The sequence below is a fragment of the Alphaproteobacteria bacterium genome (assembly GCA_040905865.1).
Taxonomy (GTDB): domain Bacteria; phylum Pseudomonadota; class Alphaproteobacteria; order UBA8366.
Genome location: JBBDQU010000005.1, coordinates 182,250 through 200,278, shown reverse-complemented (window position 1 = coordinate 200,278; position 18,029 = coordinate 182,250). Strand labels below are relative to the sequence as shown.

At 61.8% G+C, this 18,029-nt stretch carries 19 protein-coding genes; 13 read left to right on the top strand and 6 right to left on the bottom strand.

Translation table 11 applies throughout. From position 1 onward, the window contains the following. The first annotated feature begins 170 nt into the window (after positions 1-170). The 7 genes from tkt to WD767_01930 all read left to right on the top strand — a co-directional run bounded on the left by tkt (position 171) and on the right by WD767_01930 (position 6,881). Positions 171-2,174: a transketolase gene (gene tkt, locus WD767_01960; GenBank protein ID MEX2614837.1), complete on the top strand. Its 2,004-nt coding sequence runs from the start codon at positions 171-173 to the stop codon at positions 2,172-2,174. A gap of 30 nt (positions 2,175-2,204) precedes the next feature. Then, a complete protein-coding gene (gene gap, locus WD767_01955; GenBank protein ID MEX2614836.1) occupies positions 2,205-3,212 on the top strand; it encodes a type I glyceraldehyde-3-phosphate dehydrogenase in 1,008 nt (335 codons plus the stop codon). Then, the gene (locus WD767_01950; protein ID MEX2614835.1) at positions 3,155-3,637 is read left to right on the top strand and encodes a hypothetical protein; all 483 of its coding nucleotides are present in this window, start codon (positions 3,155-3,157) and stop codon (positions 3,635-3,637) included. Before gap ends, WD767_01950 begins: the two co-directional genes overlap by 58 nt. A 201-nt stretch (positions 3,638-3,838) precedes the next feature. Further along, a complete protein-coding gene (locus WD767_01945; protein ID MEX2614834.1) occupies positions 3,839-4,759 on the top strand; it encodes a class I fructose-bisphosphate aldolase in 921 nt (306 codons plus the stop codon). Next, on the top strand, positions 4,756-5,403 hold the full coding sequence (gene thiE, locus WD767_01940; protein ID MEX2614833.1) for a thiamine phosphate synthase: 648 nt from the start codon (positions 4,756-4,758) through the stop codon (positions 5,401-5,403). The genes WD767_01945 and thiE overlap by 4 nt, the downstream gene beginning before the upstream one ends. 45 nt (positions 5,404-5,448) lie before the next feature. Further along, entirely contained in the window at positions 5,449-6,018 is a 570-nt protein-coding gene (efp, locus tag WD767_01935) for an elongation factor P (protein ID MEX2614832.1), read from the top strand. Positions 6,019-6,068: 50 nt separating this feature from the next. Then, positions 6,069-6,881, top strand: coding sequence for an inositol monophosphatase family protein (locus tag WD767_01930; protein ID MEX2614831.1), 813 nt, complete (start codon positions 6,069-6,071; stop codon positions 6,879-6,881). Positions 6,882-7,055: 174 nt separating this feature from the next. Here WD767_01930 and WD767_01925 read toward each other — a convergent pair whose 3' ends face one another. After that, positions 7,056-7,748 carry a hypothetical protein gene (locus WD767_01925; protein ID MEX2614830.1) on the bottom strand — a complete coding sequence of 231 codons (693 nt, stop codon included), beginning with the start codon at positions 7,746-7,748 and terminating at the stop codon, positions 7,056-7,058. Here WD767_01925 and WD767_01920 point away from each other — a divergent pair. The 5 genes from WD767_01920 to WD767_01900 all read left to right on the top strand — a co-directional run bounded on the left by WD767_01920 (position 7,738) and on the right by WD767_01900 (position 11,872). Then, on the top strand, positions 7,738-8,175 hold the full coding sequence (locus tag WD767_01920) for an OmpA family protein (GenBank protein ID MEX2614829.1): 438 nt from the start codon (positions 7,738-7,740) through the stop codon (positions 8,173-8,175). The two genes, WD767_01925 and WD767_01920, sit on opposite strands and share 11 nt — an antisense overlap. A gap of 96 nt (positions 8,176-8,271) precedes the next feature. After that, entirely contained in the window at positions 8,272-9,378 is a 1,107-nt protein-coding gene (locus tag WD767_01915; GenBank protein ID MEX2614828.1) for a flagellar motor protein MotA, read from the top strand. A 21-nt stretch (positions 9,379-9,399) separates the two neighbouring features. Next, positions 9,400-10,686, top strand: coding sequence for a peptidoglycan -binding protein (locus tag WD767_01910; GenBank protein MEX2614827.1), 1,287 nt, complete (start codon positions 9,400-9,402; stop codon positions 10,684-10,686). Positions 10,687-10,918: 232 nt separating this feature from the next. Then, entirely contained in the window at positions 10,919-11,146 is a 228-nt protein-coding gene (gene rpmE / locus WD767_01905) for a 50S ribosomal protein L31 (protein ID MEX2614826.1), read from the top strand. Positions 11,147-11,413: 267 nt separating this feature from the next. Beyond that, on the top strand, positions 11,414-11,872 hold the full coding sequence (locus tag WD767_01900; protein ID MEX2614825.1) for an Hsp20 family protein: 459 nt from the start codon (positions 11,414-11,416) through the stop codon (positions 11,870-11,872). A gap of 86 nt (positions 11,873-11,958) precedes the next feature. Here the strand turns inward: WD767_01900 and WD767_01895 are convergent, their stop codons facing one another. From WD767_01895 to WD767_01885, 3 genes are all read right to left on the bottom strand, one after another. Then, on the bottom strand, positions 11,959-12,393 hold the full coding sequence (locus tag WD767_01895; GenBank protein ID MEX2614824.1) for a thioesterase family protein: 435 nt from the start codon (positions 12,391-12,393) through the stop codon (positions 11,959-11,961). A gap of 351 nt (positions 12,394-12,744) precedes the next feature. Next, complete coding sequence (locus tag WD767_01890) at positions 12,745-13,527, bottom strand: 3-hydroxybutyrate dehydrogenase (GenBank protein ID MEX2614823.1); 783 nt, start codon at positions 13,525-13,527, stop codon at positions 12,745-12,747. A gap of 172 nt (positions 13,528-13,699) precedes the next feature. Continuing rightward, positions 13,700-13,882 (bottom strand): DUF1192 domain-containing protein, encoded by a 183-nt coding sequence (locus WD767_01885; GenBank protein ID MEX2614822.1) that lies wholly within the window; start codon positions 13,880-13,882, stop codon positions 13,700-13,702. 204 nt (positions 13,883-14,086) lie between these two features. Between WD767_01885 and WD767_01880 the strand changes: the two genes are divergently transcribed. Then, positions 14,087-14,782, top strand: a complete 696-nt coding sequence (locus tag WD767_01880) for a DUF1013 domain-containing protein (protein MEX2614821.1) — start codon at positions 14,087-14,089, stop codon at positions 14,780-14,782. 15 nt (positions 14,783-14,797) lie between these two features. Here WD767_01880 and WD767_01875 read toward each other — a convergent pair whose 3' ends face one another. Further along, on the bottom strand, positions 14,798-16,696 hold the full coding sequence (locus WD767_01875; GenBank protein ID MEX2614820.1) for a propionyl-CoA synthetase: 1,899 nt from the start codon (positions 16,694-16,696) through the stop codon (positions 14,798-14,800). 133 nt (positions 16,697-16,829) lie between these two features. Beyond that, a complete protein-coding gene (locus tag WD767_01870) occupies positions 16,830-18,026 on the bottom strand; it encodes a CoA transferase (GenBank protein ID MEX2614819.1) in 1,197 nt (398 codons plus the stop codon). Positions 18,027-18,029 lie beyond the last annotated feature (3 nt).

Sequence of the window (18,029 nt, the reverse complement as noted above, 5' to 3'; positions counted from 1 at the left end):
AGAATCACGCCAACGGAAACACGTAAACAGCGTTAACCTGAGTTCGGGGCCCTGGTAGCGGCGAAAACACCGTTGACGCATCGGTACCAGCCAGCCATGTTGCGGCCTGAATACGGCGGCGAGCCTGCCGCCGGGAACAAACCGCGATCATAATGCCAGGGTTACATTCCATGACGCTTGCCGAAACGGTGACGGGATCAGGCGTCACGCAAAAGCAGATGGCCAACGCGATCCGCGTCCTGTCGATGGACGCGGTTCAGGCCGCCAACAGCGGCCATCCGGGCATGCCGATGGGCATGGCGGACATTGCCACGGTCCTCTTCACCCGGTTTCTCAACTTCGATCCCTCGGATCCGCAATGGCCCGATCGCGACCGTTTCGTCCTGTCGAACGGACACGGCTCCATGCTGCTGTATTCGCTGCTGTATCTGACCGGATACCCGGATATCGATATCGATCAGATCCGCAATTTCCGGCAGATGGGCAGCCGCACGGCGGGGCATCCGGAATTCGGCCATGCCGAGGGGATCGAAACCACGACAGGTCCGCTTGGCCAGGGCATCGCAAACGCGGTCGGCATGGCTCTCGCGGAACGGATGATGGCCGCGCGGCATGGCGGCGGAATCGTCGACCACTATACTTATGTGTTTGCCGGCGACGGCTGCCTGATGGAGGGCATCAGCCACGAAGCCGCCTCGATCGCGGGCAATCTTCGGCTCAACCGCCTGATCGTGCTGTTCGACGACAATTCGATTTCCATCGACGGCGCCACCGACCTGACCGTCAGTGACGATCAGATTGCCCGGTTCAAGGCTTATGGCTGGGCGACCAGCCGGATCGACGGGCACGATCCGGACGCCATTGAAAAAGCCATTGCCAACGCCAGGAAAAGCGACCGTCCCAGCTTCATCGCCTGCCGCACCGTCATCGGCTACGGTTCGCCGAACAAGCAGGGCACGGCGGCCACGCATGGCGCGGCGCTCGGCGCTGAGGAAGTCGCGGCGACCCGCAAAGCACTCGGCTGGTCGCATGAACCTTTTGAAATTCCCGATGAAATCCTCGCCGCCTGGCGGGATGCGGGCGCCCGCGGCGCCGCCGCCAATGCCGCCTGGCGCGCCCGGCGCGACGCCCTGCCGGCCCCGGCGCGCGCGGCGTTCGACGATGCGGTATCGGGCGCCCTGCCGGACAACTGGCTGGCGTCCCTGAACGCGTTCCGCCGGCAACTGGTCGATGAAAGAAAGAAAATCGCCACCCGGCAGGCCTCCAAGCTGACGCTCGACGTGTTGTACAATGCAATCCCGAACCTCGCCGGCGGCTCCGCCGACCTGACCGGATCGAACCTGACCATGGCCGACGGCATGACCGGGGTCAGCGCTGGCGAATTTTCCGGCTCATACATCTATTACGGGGTCCGCGAACATGCGATGGCGGCCATGATGAACGGCATCGCGCTGCATCGCGGCCTCGTTCCCTATGGCGGCACGTTCCTGATATTTACCGATTACTGCCGACCCTCGATACGCCTGGCGGCGCTGATGGCGCAGCGGGTAATCTACGTCATGACCCACGATTCGATCGGCCTTGGCGAAGACGGCCCGACGCATCAGCCGGTGGAACAGCTGGCGAGCCTGCGGGCGATACCGAACCTGAATGTCTTTCGACCCGCGGATTCGGTCGAAACGGCGGAATGCTGGGCGCTGTCCCTGCAATCGGCGGCAACGCCGACGGTCCTGGCCCTGACCCGCCAGGGCGTGCCGGTCCTGCGGGAAAACTACGGCGACGAAAACCCATGCGCGCGCGGCGCCTATGTCCTGCGCGAAGCCGAGGGCGACCGCAAGGCGACAATCCTTGCGACGGGTTCGGAAGTGGAAATCGCCTGCGCGGCGCGCGACCGGTTGCAGGCGGAAGGCATCGGGACCGCCGTCGTGTCCATGCCCTGCCTGGAGCTTTTCGACGCCCAGGATGAATCCTACCGGAACATGGTCCTGGGCGGCGATACGGTCCGCGTGGCGGTCGAAGCGGCCGTTTCCCAGGGCTGGGACCGCTATATCGGCGCTAATGGCGCGTTTGTCGGCATGTCCGGTTTCGGTGCTTCGGCGCCCGCGCCAACACTCTACGAACATTTCGGCATCACAGCGGACGCCGTAGCGGCCGCCGTAAAAGAGCGGCTTTAGGCCAGGTTCAGATAACGGGAGAACAACGCCATGGCAGTACGTGTTGCAATTAACGGTTTCGGCCGTATCGGTCGGCTGGTCCTGCGCGCAGCATTGGAATCGAAGCGCGACGATATCGAATTCGTCGGGATCAACGATCTCGGCCCCGTGAAGGCAAATGCGCATCTCATCAAATATGACAGCGTCCACGGCGTGTTTCCGGGCGAGGTCACGCATGGCGACGACTGGCTCGACATGGGCCGCGGCAGGATCAAGGTCACGGCGGAGCGCGATCCGAAGAAGCTGCCCTGGAAGGAACTCGATGTCGATATCGCCTTCGAATGCACGGGCATCTTCACGAAACGTGAGCAGGCGGCAATGCATCTGGAAGCCGGCGCCAAGCGCGTGCTGGTATCAGCGCCGGCGACGGACGCCGACCTCACCGTGGTCTACGGCGTCAACCATGACCAGCTCGACGCCAGCCACACCATCGTTTCCAATGCTTCGTGTACAACCAACTGCCTGGCGCCGGTTGCTCATGTATTACATCAGGCTGTCGGCATCGAACGCGGCTACATGACAACGATCCATGCCTTTACCGGCGACCAGTCCACCGTCGATACGCTGCATTCGGATCTGCGCCGCGCACGCGCCGCCTCCATGTCGCTGATCCCGACCTCGACCGGGGCCGCCAAGGCCGTTGGCCTTGTGCTGCCGGAACTGGCCGGCAAGCTGGATGGCACCGCAATCCGCGTGCCGACGGCGAACGTCTCGCTGATCGACCTTAAATTCGATTCCTCGCGGGCGACCGACATCGCTGAAATCAACGGCGCGATCATGCAGGCGTCCGCCGGTTCGCTGAAGGGCGTCCTCGACACCAACGATGAACCGCTGGTGTCCATCGACTTCAACCACAACCCGGCAAGCTCGACCTTCGACCTGACCCAGACGCAGGTTATCGACGGCACGCTCGTCCGTGTCATGTCCTGGTATGATAACGAATGGGGCTTTTCGAACCGGATGTCCGACACGGCCGTGGCCATGGGGAAACTCATCTGATTCCACGCGGACCCGCGATTACGGTCATTTCTCCCGCCCAGGCGGCGGCGGCGGTTTCGGCCGCGGCCGCGCTGGCGCGCCCCCTCACCCTGATCAGCGCGCCGGATGCGGCATCCTCGGTCGGCCCGGTCTGGTTCGCCGCGCTTGTCGATGACGCCCGGGCCGGATTTCCGGATACCGAGCTGGAATCGATCCTCGATTGCGGCGATGCGCCTGGCCATGCGCTGGCCGCGCTGCGGATCGGTTTTCGAACGATCCGTTTCGATGGCCCCGCCGCCGCGCGCATTATCGACATCGCGCGGCAATACAATGCCTGTGTTATCCCTGTCCGACCGGAATCGCTCGACCTGCAGGCCATCGAGGCGTCGGGGCGCGACGTCGGGACCGCCTGTACCGACTGGCTCAATCCCACCGCCGGCTCATAAATTGCCGTCGCGGCCCGCAGCATACCTTACCCGGATCATGCGAAACTGATAAACTTTGCATATTTTCATCTCCGTTACGGCGTCAAAAGCTGATAGAATGGCGCCGCGACGCGGGAGAGCGCACTCGATAATGACGTCCTGGGGAACACGCGTCCGGCATGCGCACAGGATATCGAAATACATGCAGGAAAAGGAACACCGATGAGAATTACGCAGCGCGTAAAGAAAATTCTGGCCAATTACGAAAGCGACAATCCGGGCACCAAGACCAATCTGGCGCGCATTCTCATGCAGGGCCGCCTTGGCGGGTCCGGCAAGCTAGTCATTCTTCCCGTCGACCAGGGATTCGAACACGGCCCTGCGCGCAGCTTCGCGAAGAACCCGCCGGCTTACGATCCCCACTACTTTTTCCAGCTCGCCATCGATGCCGGCCTGTCCGCCTATGCGGCGCCGCTGGGCAGCCTGGAAGCCGGGGCGGATACATTCGCCGGCGCCATACCTCTCATCCTCAAATGCAACAGCTCCAACAGCCACGCGACGTCCAAGGACCAGGCGGTCTATGGCACGGTCGACGATGCCCTGCGGCTCGGCTGCTCGGCGGTCGGTTTCACCATTTATCCCGGTTCGGACGACCAGTTCGAAATGATGGAGGAATTCCGGGAACTCTGCGCCGAAGCCAAATCGGTCGGACTGGCGGTCGTGCTTTGGTCCTATCCGCGCGGCGGCGACCTGACCAAGGACGGCGAAACGGCTATCGACGTGACCGCCTATGCGGCGCATCTCGCCGCCCTGCTCGGCGCCCATATCATCAAGGTCAAGCCGCCGACGGCGCATGTCGAACTGCCGGAAGCCAAGAAGGTCTATCAGGAGGAAAAGATCGATACCTCGACGCTGAGCAAGCGTATCGAGCACATCGTTCAGTCCTGCTACAACGGGCGGCGCCTGGTCGTTTTCTCGGGCGGCGCGGCCAAAGGCACCGAAGCCGTGCTGGACGAAATCCGCCAGATCGCCGCGGGCGGCGCCGCGGGCTCGATCATCGGCCGCAACTCCTTCCAGCGAAAGAAGGAAGACGGGATGGCATTGCTGGACACGGTGATCAAGATCTATCAGGGCAAGGCTTGACCGAGCCGGACCGCTGCCGCCTCTACCTGATTACGCCGCCCAGGCTCGATCCGGTGGATTTTCGTGACACGCTCGCATCGGCGCTCGATGCGGGCGATGTCGCCTGCGTGCAGTTACGGCTGAAGGATGTGGATGACGATATCATCCGCCGCGCCGCGGATATCCTGCGTCCTGTGACCGAACAGCGCGATGTGGCGCTGATCATGAACGACCGCCCGGACCTGGCGGCGGAAACCGGCTGCGACGGGGTTCATGTCGGCCAGGAAGACGCCAGTTATGCGGATGCGCGCCGCATTCTGGGCCCGGACGCCATTGTCGGCGTGACCTGCCACCAGTCCCGGGACCTGGCCATGACAGCGGCGGAAGACGGCGCCGATTATGTGGCGTTTGGCGCGTTCTATGCGTCCGGCACGAAATCGCCGAAGCACCGCGCGGATCCGGATATCCTGACGTGGTGGAGCGAACTGATGGAAACGCCCTGCGTCGCCATCGGCGGCATCACGGTGGAAAACGCGCCGGTGCTGATAAACGCCGGCGCCGATTTTCTGTCTGTTGTCGCCGGCGTGTGGAGCCACCCGGACGGACCGGCCGCCGCCGTGAAGGCATTCAACGCGGTCATGGAGAACATTGCAGCGGCACAATGAAGCGGCTATAACGCCGCCGCCCCTCACTTAACGAAAATCGGCACCATGAAAATCAACGGCAATGCGATCCGCCCCGGCAACATCATCGAACATCAGGGCGGCCTGTGGCGCGCGGTAAAGATCCAGCACACCCAGCCCGGCAAGGGCGGCGCGTATCTTCAGGTCGAACTGAAGGATATCCGTCACGGCACCAAGCTGAACGAACGGTTCCGGTCATCGGAAACGGTCGAGCGTATCCGGCTGGACCAGAAGGAATACCAGTACCTGTTTTCGGACGGCGACGAATATACCTTTATGGACAATGAGACATTTGAACAGGTTACGGTCAATGTCGACCTGATCGGCAGCGAAACCGCACAGTTCCTGCAGGACGGCATGGAAGTCACGATCGAGTCCTTCGAGGATTCGCCGATCGGCGTCACCCTGCCGGAAACGGTAACCATGACGCTGATCGAGGCCGATCCGGTCGTCAAGGGACAGACGGCCTCATCCTCCTTCAAGCCCGCGCTGCTGGAGAACAATGTTCGCGTGCTCGTTCCGCCGCATATCGAAGCCGGCACCCGGATCGTTGTCAACACGGCCGACGCCACCTATGTGAGCCGGGCCAAGGACTGAGTTAACGCGGCCCCCTCCGGCCTACCGAGACTGAAAGTAAGGAAGCCCGCATGGCATTGCGTTCGGCAATCATTAACGTCATGACCCAGGCGGCCGACAAGGCGGCAACCCGGTTGATTCGCGATTTCGGCGAAGTGGAGCAGCTTCAGGTCAGCCGCAAGGGGCCGGCGGATTTCGTTTCCAGCGCCGACAGGCGCGCCGAACGGGTATTGCGCGAGGCGCTTGGCCATGCGCGGCCGGAATACGGCTTGCTGATGGAGGAATCCGGCGAAACCGGGGGCAGCGACCCGCGGCACCGCTGGATTGTCGATCCGCTCGACGGTACGACGAACTTCCTGCACGGCATTCCGCATTTCTGTATTTCCATCGCCCTGGAGCGGGATGGCGAGATTGTCGCGGGTGTCATCTTCGACCCGCTGAAGCATGAAATGTTCTGGGCCGAACGCGGGCTTGGCGCCTATGTCAACGACCGCCGGATCAGGGTATCCCAGCGCGGTCGCATGGCCGATGCGCTGTTTGCCACGGGTATTCCCTTTCTCGGCATCCAGGACGGCGCCGGCCACCGGAAGTTTCTGGAGCAGTTGAGCCATGTCATGGCCGAATGCTCGGGTGTGCGTCGGCTCGGCTCGGCTGCACTCGATCTCGCCTACGTCGCCGCCGGCCGTTATGACGGATACTGGGAAAACGGCCTGAACGCCTGGGACGTTGCTGCCGGCATCCTGATCGTGCGCGAAGCGGGCGGACAGGTTAGCGACATCGCCGGCCGCCGCTACAAGCTCGATGCGCCCGATATCTGTGCCGGAAACGACCTGCTGCATCAGCCCCTGCGAAACCTGCTGCGGAAAGGCGCGTTGTCCGAGTAGTAGTTGTCTGGTTAACAGGCATGCGGTACAGTCGTATTCAAGTAAAACGGTATCCAACCGCGGAACATTGACAGTGCATTTCGGAAGACACGCAAAATCAGGTTTGTGGAAAAGTGGCCTTCTTTCGGTTGCTTGTTTCGCGACAGTCAATATTGCCGCTGCGCAGCAGCAGGTTTACGTGTATTCGCCGGGAACAAGCCGACCGAGTGTTATCGTCGATCTGAGCGTGCTGGATAAACTCGGGCCCGAGCCGACACTGCCGGGCATGCTGCGGTCGCCGCGCGGCCCGCAATCCTCGGCACGGCCGGAATCGTCCCTGCTGCCGCCGCCGGCGACGCCACCGCAGTCGACGCTCAGCCTGCCCTCCGAGCTCGCGCCGCGCGCTGTTCCGTCGCGACCGGCCATTGCCGCACGACCATCGGCACCGGCGACGCCGCCTGCCGCCACCGCCGGAGCCCCGGACCCAGTGACCGCGCCTGCCGCGCCGAAAACCCCTGAACCGGTTACCGCTCCTGCCGCACCAGCACCGACACTGTCGCCGCCACCGGCGCCGCGAATTACCGCGCCGGAAGCGGCGGAAACCGTCCGGCCGGCGCCGCCGTCCGTGCCGACCGCCATCCCGAGCCCCCCGGCGCCCCGGGCCGTTGCAAATGTTTCAAAACCGCCGTCCGTGCCGCCGCCGCCGAAAGCGCCACAAGCTGCTAAAACGACGAATCCGGCCGACACGGTCCAAATGCCGAAACCGGCGCCTGCCGTTCCTTCCGCGCCAGCGGCACCGTCCGTACCCAGGGCACCGGAAATACCGCGCGCCTCCAGTGTCACCGCGCCCGCCGATGTCCCGGAGGCACCGAGGCCGGTGCCATCCACGCCCAAGCCGCCGTCGCTCTCCGCGTCATCCGTGCCGCCGCCGCCGCCAAGCCTGCAAAAGCCAGCCACATCCCCGCAGATCGCCAGCCGGACACCGCCTACGGAAACCACGGAAGACGGCACGATTTCCATTGGATTCGAAGAGGACGTGTCGGACCTTCCCGCCAGCGCAACCGGACCGCTCGACGCATTGATCGAGCGGATGAACCAGGATTCGAATATTCGCGTCCGCCTGAACGGCTACGCCAGCAGTACAGGCGATTCCCCCAGTCAGGCCCGCCGGATATCGCTGTTCCGTGCACTATCCGTACGAACCTATATGATGAAAAACGGTATCCGCAGTACCCGCATTGATATTCATGCGCTCGGGAGCAAGGGCGATCAAGGCGAACAGAACAAGGTCGATGTCATCGTCCGGTCGTCATAAGGGGCACACGGTATCACGACAGTTGAATTAAGGGTCTAGGCGGTATTGCTGATGGAGGGACAATCCATAACGCAACCATCCCGTTTTCTGCAGCGAATGGTTCTGTTCCTGGTCGTTGCCGGCGCCACGATCGGATTGCTCTTTCCCGCCCTGCGCGATGCGTTCATGGCCAACGCCGTCCTGAACGGCGTCATCATCGGCGTCCTGCTCATCGGCATCGTTCACGCCTTCCGCACCGTCACCATGCTGCGCCGTGAAGTTGCCTGGATCGAAAACTTCCGGCGTGACAGTATTACCGTCAGCAGCGCCAGCGCACCCCGGCTTCTGGCGCCAATGGCGACGATGCTGGGCGAAAAGACCGGCCGCATCAGCCTGTCCACGATGGCGATGCGCACCCTGCTGGATGGAATCGCCGCCCGACTGGACGAAAGCCGCGAAATTTCCCGCTATATGATCGGCCTGCTCGTCTTTCTCGGCCTGCTCGGAACGTTCTGGGGGCTGCTGGAGACAGTGCAGGCGGTCGGCAACGTCGTCGGCGGATTACAGATCGGCGGCAATGATATCAATACCGCATTCGGCGACCTGAAAGACGGTCTTCAGGCGCCGATTTCCGGCATGGGAACGGCATTCAGTTCGTCGCTGTTCGGCCTCGCCGGTTCTCTCGTGCTCGGCTTTCTGGAATTGCAGGCGGGACAGGCGCAGAACCGGTTCTACAATGACCTGGAGGAATGGCTGTCCGGCCTCACGCGGCTCGGCAGCGGCGGCGTGACCGGCGACGGGGAGCAATCCGTTCCCGCCTACATCCAGGCGTTGCTCGAACAGACGGCGGACGGACTGGAAGGACTGCAGCGCGCGCTGGTCAGAAGCGAGGAGAACCGGACCGATTACAGCCGCTATGTGCATGAACTGACCGAAAAGATTTCGGCGCTGACCGAGCAGATGTCCACCGAGCAAAGTCTGATGCTCAAGCTCGCCGAAAGCCAGCAGGCGCTGCAGCCGATCCTGACCAAACTATCGGAAAAAAGCGCCGGCAGCAGTGCCGAGGACGCCAGCCGGGCCCATTTGCGCAATATCGAATCCTATCTCGGCCGGATCCGCGAGGAAATGGGTTCGGGCCGCAATGAGGCCGTACAGGAAATCCGTAGTGAAATCCGACTCCTCGCGCGCACCATCGCGGCGCTTGCCGAGGATACGGAGCGATAGAGACGGTCTTGGGATGACGCAATGCAGGCGCTGACCCGCCGAAACAGGACGACCGCCAATATATGGCCGGGCTTCGTCGACGCCCTGGCGACGCTGTTGATGGTCATCATTTTCCTGCTGATGATTTTCGTGGTCGCCCAGTTTTATCTGAACGATGCGCTGATCGGCCGTGACCGGGCGCTGGACCGGTTGAACGAGCAGGTCTCCGAACTCGCCGAACTGCTTTCGCTGGAACGCAGCGCGAACCAGAACCTGAGGACCAATGTCGCGCAGATTTCAGCCGAACTACAGAGTTCGCTGTCCGAGCGCGATGACCTGATCTCGCAGATGAATACCCTGCTCGGCGTCAGCGCCCAGTTGACCAAGGCGGAAGCCGAACTGGCGCAATCGGAAGCGGAGCGGGAGCGCCTGGTTTCGGAACGCCAGAGTCTGTCGGAGGAACTCGAAGGAGTCTACGTATCCCTCGAAGACGCGAACCGGACCATTCAGGCCGACAAGGAGACAATCGAGCTTCAATTGCGGCAGCTGAGCGAATTGCAGCAGGATATCGTTGCCATGACGGCGCTGCGCGAGGAACTCGCCAGGCGGATCGAGGAGGAATCGAGCCGCGCCGACGCGGCCGAGAGTGCGGTCTCCAGCGGCGCCAAATCCCTTGCCGAGGAAAGGCTCATTTCCGCCGCGGCGAAGGCGCAGGTTGCGAGGCTTAACCGCCAGCTTGCAGAGATCAGCCGTCAGATCGCGGCGTTGAACGAGGCGCTGGAGGCATCCGAAAAGAAGGAGAAGGCGCAACAGGTCCAGATCGCCAATCTGGGCCAACGCCTGAACGCCGCGCTGGCAGGCAAGGTCCAGGAACTCGCCCGCTACCGGTCTGAATTTTTCGGCCGCTTGCGGCAAGTCCTCGGCGACCGCCGCGATATCCAGATCGTCGGCGACCGGTTCGTTTTCCAGTCCGAGGTCCTGTTTGCGTCCGGATCGGACAGCCTGGCCGAAGGCGGCAAGGAACAACTGGCGCAACTGGCGACGACCCTGAAGGAAATTGCCCAGGGTATTCCGGACGATATCAACTGGGTATTGCGGGTCGACGGGCACACGGATCGTGTGCCCATTTCAACGGGCCGCTTCCCGTCCAACTGGGAATTATCGACCGCACGCGCAATTTCTGTCGTTAAATTTTTGATATCGCAGGGCATTCCGCCGTCGCGTTTCGCCGCAACCGGGTTTGGCGAGTTTCAGCCGCTGGACGAACGAGACGACGAAATCGCGTATCGACGCAACCGGCGCATAGAAATGAAGCTGGATCAGCGATAGCGCGCTTTTTCCGCGCCGGTTATTAAAGATGTAACACCTTCACAGGTTTGAATGAAACCTGTCGCGGTTCCATTCAAACCTGATGTGCTATGGCCTTGCGTCCCGCACCGGTCTCCGGTATACCCGCGCTCTGAATTTACCGAGACATACCGGCATGCCGTGCGGATCGGCGGTTTCCGTTGTTCGCGCAACAGGCGGATAACGAAACAGATAAGTTTTAAGGGGATTTGCGATGAAGAAAGATACCCATCCCGATTATCATGAAATTACGATCGAGATGACGGACGGAACGACCTACAAGACGTTTTCGACCTGGGGCGAAACCGGGGCGACCATGAAGCTCGATATCGACCCGACCTCGCATCCGGCATGGACCGGCGTCCACCGCCTGATTGACAGCGGCGGGCAACTCGCCAAATTCAACAAGCGTTTTGAAGGCTTCGGCCTGAAGTCGTCATAGACAACAGCAAATGCAGCCCCTGTGACGGGCGCCCTTCGGGGCGCCCGTTTTCGTTTCCGCCGATAGCCGACTTCCTGATTTCCACTTATATTGTTTATTTAATCGCAATAACTTGGCGTTGCAGAAATTTTCAGGTCAGCCGCTTGAAACAACCCGGTGCATTCCTAAATATGGGGCGTGCCGGAGCCGATGAGCGGGCCGGTGCTATTTGGGTTCGACCGACTGGTGAACCCGCCCACCCATGTCGCTTGCAAGGAGGATATGGCAATGCGCAGATTTGATATGACTCCCCTATTCCACAATTCCGTCGGTTTCGACCGCATGGCGCGGTTGCTCGACAATGTCGCAGGCGAACCGGCGCCAACCTACCCACCCTATAATATCGAGGTGACAGGCGAAGATTCATACCGCATCACGATGGCCGTCGCCGGATTCGACGAATCCGATCTGGACATCCAGCTGAAGGATCATCAACTGACGATTTCCGGCAAGGTTCAGAAATCCGAAGCCGAAAACGCGGAAACCAGGTTTCTTCACCGCGGTATCGCCGAACGCGTTTTCGAGCGTCGCTTCAACCTCGCCGATCATATCCACGTGGAGGGTGCGACGCTGATCAACGGCCTGTTGCATGTCGAACTGAAACGTGAACTGCCCGAGGCGATGAAGCCCCGCACGATCACAATTGGGAGCAACAAGCCCCGGGAGATCTCGAGCAAGGCCGCCTGACCTTTCCCGGTACAGAGCAGAACCTGTTCAAACCTGTTGTGCTATAGGGCGCGCCGGCGTGGTCGGCGCGCCCTTTCATTTAGCCGTTACGCCGTCAGCTTCGACAGCGCATCGCGGACCCGGTCGGGGATGGGCACGGGCCGCCGGCTTTGCCGGTCAATATAGACATGCACAAAATGCCCGAAGGCCGCCGGCCTGTCGTCGCCGTGACGAAACAGGCCGATAGCATAGGTGGCGCTGGAGGTGCCGAGCCGGGTCACGCGGATTCCCGCATCGATCACGTCGGGAAAGCCCAGTTCCTGCCGGAACTGGCATCTGGTTTCCACTACGACGCCAATAACCGGCGATTCCATGGCGCGCAGGCCGGCCTCGCGGACGAGGTGCCCCGTGACCGCCGTGTCAAAATAAGCATAATAGACGACGTTGTTTACATGGCCGTACACGTCGCAATCCTGCCACCGCGTCGGAATGGCCGTGAAATGCGGGAAATCGGCGCGGATCGGTTCGTGTACTTCAGTCATGCTGCGACACCCGGATAAAGTTCTGTGTGGCGCCCACGGCGCTTCGCCCCGTCGGCCAGACACAAAAAAAGGCCGCCATTTTCCGGCGGTCCTCGATTTTTTCTCACCTGTCCAACCTGTTAGGCGAATTTTATCCACAGGTACATTAAAGGTCAAAAGGATTCGCGGCGAGTCCTGGATAAAAAGAGAGCCGCTAAAGGCGGCTCAAGTTGGACAGGGAGGAGTCAACAGGGAGGCCATGGCCTCGTGCCGGAGCACAACAGGGGATTCCGGTTGACCTGTACAGGTTGAAACGCAATGCCTTAAAAAAAAGTTAACATATTAATTAATTTTCTCCTGTGACGAGAAAAACTACTGCGCTGTCCACCCACCGTCAATCGACATGGGCACGCCCGTGATCTGCGACGCGGCATCCGAACACAGAAAGACACACAAGGCGCCGATCTGCTCGACCGTAACGAACTCAAGGGAAGGCTGTTTTTCCTTCAAAGCGTCGACGATCGCTTCCTCGAACGTGCCGCCGATCGCGTCGGCGCGCTCCCGGATCTGCTGCTTAACCAGATCGGTCTGCACGAATCCCGGATTGATGGCGTTGCAGGTGATGCCGGTCCGCGCGTTCTCCAGCGCGACGACCTTGGTCAGACCCATTAGGCCATGTTTCGCAGAGACATACGCCGCCTTGTTCACGCTGGCAACCAGCCCGTGAACCGAAGATGTGTTGACGATCCGGCCCCAGTTCTTCTGCTTCATATGCGGCAGGGCGCAGCGGATCGCATGGAACGGCCCCGTCAACATGATGGCGATGATCCTGTCCCAGATTTCTGCCGGAAACTCCTCTACCGGCGCAGTGTGCTGGATTCCGGCGTTGTTGACGAGAATGTCGATACTGCCCAGCGTATTGACGGTATTGGTTACCATTGCGGCGATCTCGTCCGGGCGGGTAAGATCCGCACTGTCGTAGGCCACGTCGACGCCCGTTTCAGCGGCAAGGCCAGTCCTGATGGATTCGATCCCCGCGGCGTCGCCGAAGCCGTTCAGCATTACCGCGCATCCCTGCTGCGCCAGCGCCCGGGCCATCCCGAATCCGATTCCGCTTGTCGAACCGGTAACTAGCGCCGCCTTCCCTTTCAACATGGTCATCCTCGTTCCGTTGCATTCCGCCATGCGCGGCTGGATCAAATCGTGTTTGGTCGGAATCGCCTCTGGCGATCCAGCCAAACACGTGAATCTGATCTATCTTATTTAAAATAGAACAACTTCACAGGGTTAAATGGAACCTCTTGCGTTTCATTTACCCTGGTGCGCCCTATTCCTTGAAGAAGCTTTCCGCCGTACCGCGCCACGACTGCTTTGCCTCGATCGCCGCGCGGGTGCGTGCGATTTCAGCCTCCAGCTCCGCAATATAGTCATGCAGGGCCGCAATCGACATCACGTCGAGGTCGCGCGGTTTCGGGCGTGCGGTTTGCGGTTCGAGTTCCCGTTCGTCCATGAAGCCTCCGTGAAATAGCTGATTCTTACGGCAAGTGCGCGTATTGGCGGGCGGACAGGCAACCGGATAACAAACGGAAAAACACCATCCTGCCGATTGCCGAGAGGGTGTCGCAGGTATATATAGGCCCCCATACCCTTAATGAAAATTCGTCAAGAAGACGCGTATCCCGGCGCAGGGAAAACAATTGTTCGAGGATTGGTCATGAGAACGCTACTGATGCCGCAGGCGACCGCCGTCTGGCTGGTTGAACACACCACACTGACATTTCTGCAGGTCGGTGAGTTTTGCAATCTGCACGAACTGGAAGTCCAGGCGATTGCCGACGGTGAGGTCGCTGTCGGGATTGTCGGACTGGATCCGGTCGCCAATGGCCAGTTGACCCGCGACGAAATCAAGCGCTGCGAAGCGGACCCTTCCGCCCGACTGAAACTGGCGGCGTCGAATATTCCCGACCCCGTGTCCCGCCAGAAAGGCCCGCGCTATACGCCGGTATCCAAACGCGCCGACAAGCCGGACGCCATCGCCTGGCTGCTGCGCAACCAGCCTGACCTGTCAGATGCGCAGATTTCACGGCTGATCGGCACAACCAAGCCGACGATCAACGCCATTCGCGACCGCACGCACTGGAACGCCTCCAACCTTCAGCCCCGAAGCCCTGTCGAGGTCGGCCTTTGCACCCATCTCGAACTGCGCGATGCGGTAATCCTGGCAACGGAGCGCGCCGCCCGAAACAAACCGAAGCCGGATCCCAATGCGCCGGCACCCGCGGCCAAGGCGCCGACCCCGGCGGAAGAAATGGCGGCGGCCGTGGCGGATTACAGGCCGGCGGATAAAAAGCCGGCCAACCCCACCGTGGAGGACCTGTGGCCTTCCAGCGGCGATTCGGATAACGGCTGAGGGAACCCGCGCCGCCTACTGGCGCGGATAGCCCACTTCCTTCAGGGCCGCGGCGATTTCATCGAGAATGGCCGGATCGTCGATTGTCGCCGGCATCCGGTACGGCTTGCCGTCCGCGATACTGCCCATCGTGCCGCGGACGATCTTGCCCGACCGCGTCTTGGGAAGGCGTTCCACGACGGTTGCGGTCCGGAACGACGCCACGGGCCCGATCCGATCGCGGATCATGCGCACGACTTCGCTGACGATCTCGCCCCGGTCCCGCGTCACCCCGGCATTGAGCACCAGGAAACCCAGCGGCAACTGCCCCTTGAGTTGATCCTCTACTCCGATCACGGCGCATTCCGCCACGTCGGGGTGATCCGCCATGATCTCCTCCATCGCGCCGGTGGACAGCCGGTGCCCCGCGACGTTGATGATGTCGTCGGTGCGCGACATGATGTAGATGTAATCGTCCGCATCCATATATCCGGCGTCGCCGGTTTCGTAATAGCCCGGATAGGCGGTCATATAGGCGTCGAGGAATCGCTGTTCCGAGTTCCACAGGGTCGGCAGGCTGCTCGGCGGCATCGGCAGCTTGACGCAAACCGCCCCCATTTCGCCGCGCGGCAGTTCGTTGCCATCGGGGCCGAGAATCCGGATATCGTAGCCGGGTACGGCCCGCGTCGGCGACCCGTCCTTGACCGGCAGCAGTTCGATACCGACGCAGTTCGCCGCCATCGGCCAGCCGGTTTCGGTCTGCCACCAGTGGTCGATGACCGGCGTCTTCACATGCTCCTGCGCCCAGTGCAGCGTATCGGGATCGGTCCGCTCACCCGCCAGGAACAGGGTGCGGAAGCTGCTCATATCGTATTTCTTCAGAAACTCCCCATACGGGTCTTCGCGCTTGATCGCGCGGAACGCGGTCGGCGCGGTAAACATTGCCGATACCTTGTGCTGGGAAATGACCCGCCAGAAGACGCCCGCATCCGGCGTACCGATGGGCTTGCCCTCGAACAGCACCGTCGTGCAGCCATGCAGCAGCGGTGCATAGACGATATAGGAATGACCGACCACCCAGCCCACATCGGAAGCCGCCCAGTAAACCTCGCCGGGCGCCACATTGTAGACGTTCTTCATCGACCAGTTCAGCGCCACCATATGGCCGCCATTGTCCCGCACCACGCCCTTGGGCGACCCCGTCGTGCCGGAGGTGTAAAGGATGTAGAGCGGATCGGTCGCCAGCACCGGCACGCAATCGACCGGCGTCGCCGCCGCCATGGCGGCGTTCCAGTCGTGGTCCCGCCCGGGCGTCAGTTCCGCCGGCATCTGTTCGCGTTGCAGCACGACGACATTCTCGACCGTGTGCGGCGACAGTTTCATCGCCTCGTTCACCAGCGGCATGTAGGGAACGACCCGTCCCGGCTCGATCCCGCAGGATGCCGTCACAATCGCCTTTGGCGTCGAATCCGTGACCCGGGTCGCCAGTTCGTTGGCCGCGAACCCGCCAAAGACGACCGAATGGATCGCGCCGATCCGGGCGCAGGCGAGCATGGCGGCCACAGTCTGCGGCACCATCGGCATGTAGATGATGACCCGGTCGCCCTTTTCGACGCCCAGGTTGCGCAGAACGCCGCCGAAACGAGCGGTTTCGTCCCGCAGTTCACGATAGGTGATGGTGCGGATGACGCCGGTTATCGGGCTGTCATAGATGATAGCCGCCTGTTCGCCACGCCCGGCCGCGACATGGCGATCGACCGCGTTGTGGCAGGTATTGCATTCGCCGCCGACGAACCAACGATTGGTCGTCGGACCGTCCCCTTCAAAGACCTTGTCCCACTTTCTGTACCAGGACAATTCCGCCGCCGCCTCTTCCCAGAACCCTTCGGGATCGCGGAGCGAACGCTGGTAAACTGCTTCAAACGGCCCTGTCATTCGTATTTCCCCGATGGTGATATGCGTTAATCTCCGGACAGCGTACAGGCCCCTCTTAAATCAGTAAAAGCCGCCACCCGGCAAGGCCCTGAATTTGCAGTTACGGGCGCAGGACGCCCTGACTGCACCTGCGTCAGCGCCCGTCGACCGCTGCGCCTGTCCCGATCAAAGTGCTGATTTCGGCCTCGTCGTAACCCGCTTCGGCGAGAATTTCGACACTGTGTTCGCCCAGTCGCGGCGCCGGCCGACCGGGGCTACCCGGCGACCGGGAAAATCTGATCGGCACTTTGGTCTGCAGCAGTGTCCCTTCGGTCGGATGCTCCACTTCCTGCAGAAAGCCCGTTGCCCGGATATGCGGATCGTTCGGCAGGTCCTCCAGCCGGTTCATCGGCGCACACGGAATATCCGCCGCCCTCAGGGCCTCCAGCAGCTCTTCCGATTTCCAGTTGGCCAGCGCCGGCGTCACTTTCTCATACAGTTCGCCGACCTTGCTGCTGCGCATTTGGGCATTGGTGACGCGCTCGTCGTCGATCATTTCCGGCATGCCGACGATTGCGAAAAACCGTTGCCAGTTCTTCTTCGTATAGGGAAGCGCCGCGACATAGCCGTCTGCGGTCCTGTACGGCCGGCGATGCGGCGATTTCATCCGGATATAGCCGGCCGGTCCATCGGGCGGCACGAATTGCATGCCGGACGTGTGCTCGAACAGGTTGAACTGCACCATGGTTTCGAACATCGGCACGTCGACCCGCTGGGCCTCGCCCGTGCGCTCGCGGTGCAGCAGCGCCATCGTCACCGCGTAGACCACGGTGAGGCCGACCGTCTTGTCCGCGGCCACGGAGGCCACGTAGCGCGGCTCGCCCGTCACATAGCTCTGGATATCGGCCAGGCCCGAGGCGCTCTGGATCACATCGTCATAGGCGGGTTGCCCCGCATAGGGGCCGTCCTCGCCGAATCCGTAGGCGCCGCAATAGATGATGTTCGGGTTCGTCTCCCGGCAGACCTCATAGCCCAGCCCCAGGCTCTCCAGCGTCGACGGACGCATTGAATAAATCAGCACGTCGGCGCCTTCGACCAGCCGCAGCAGCGCCGCGCGGCCGTCGGGCTTCTTCAGGTCCAGCACGATACTGCGCTTGCCGCGATTGCTGTTCAGGAAGGCCGCCCCCATTCCCCGATGGCGCGACGGCTGCACGGAACGCAGCACATCGCCGTCGGGCGACTCGACCTTGATGATTTCCGCGCCCATGTCGCCCATGATCTGCGTCGCCCCCGGCCCCATCATCACCGAAGTCAGGTCGAGGATTCTATAGCCCGCGAGCGGACCCTGCATTTC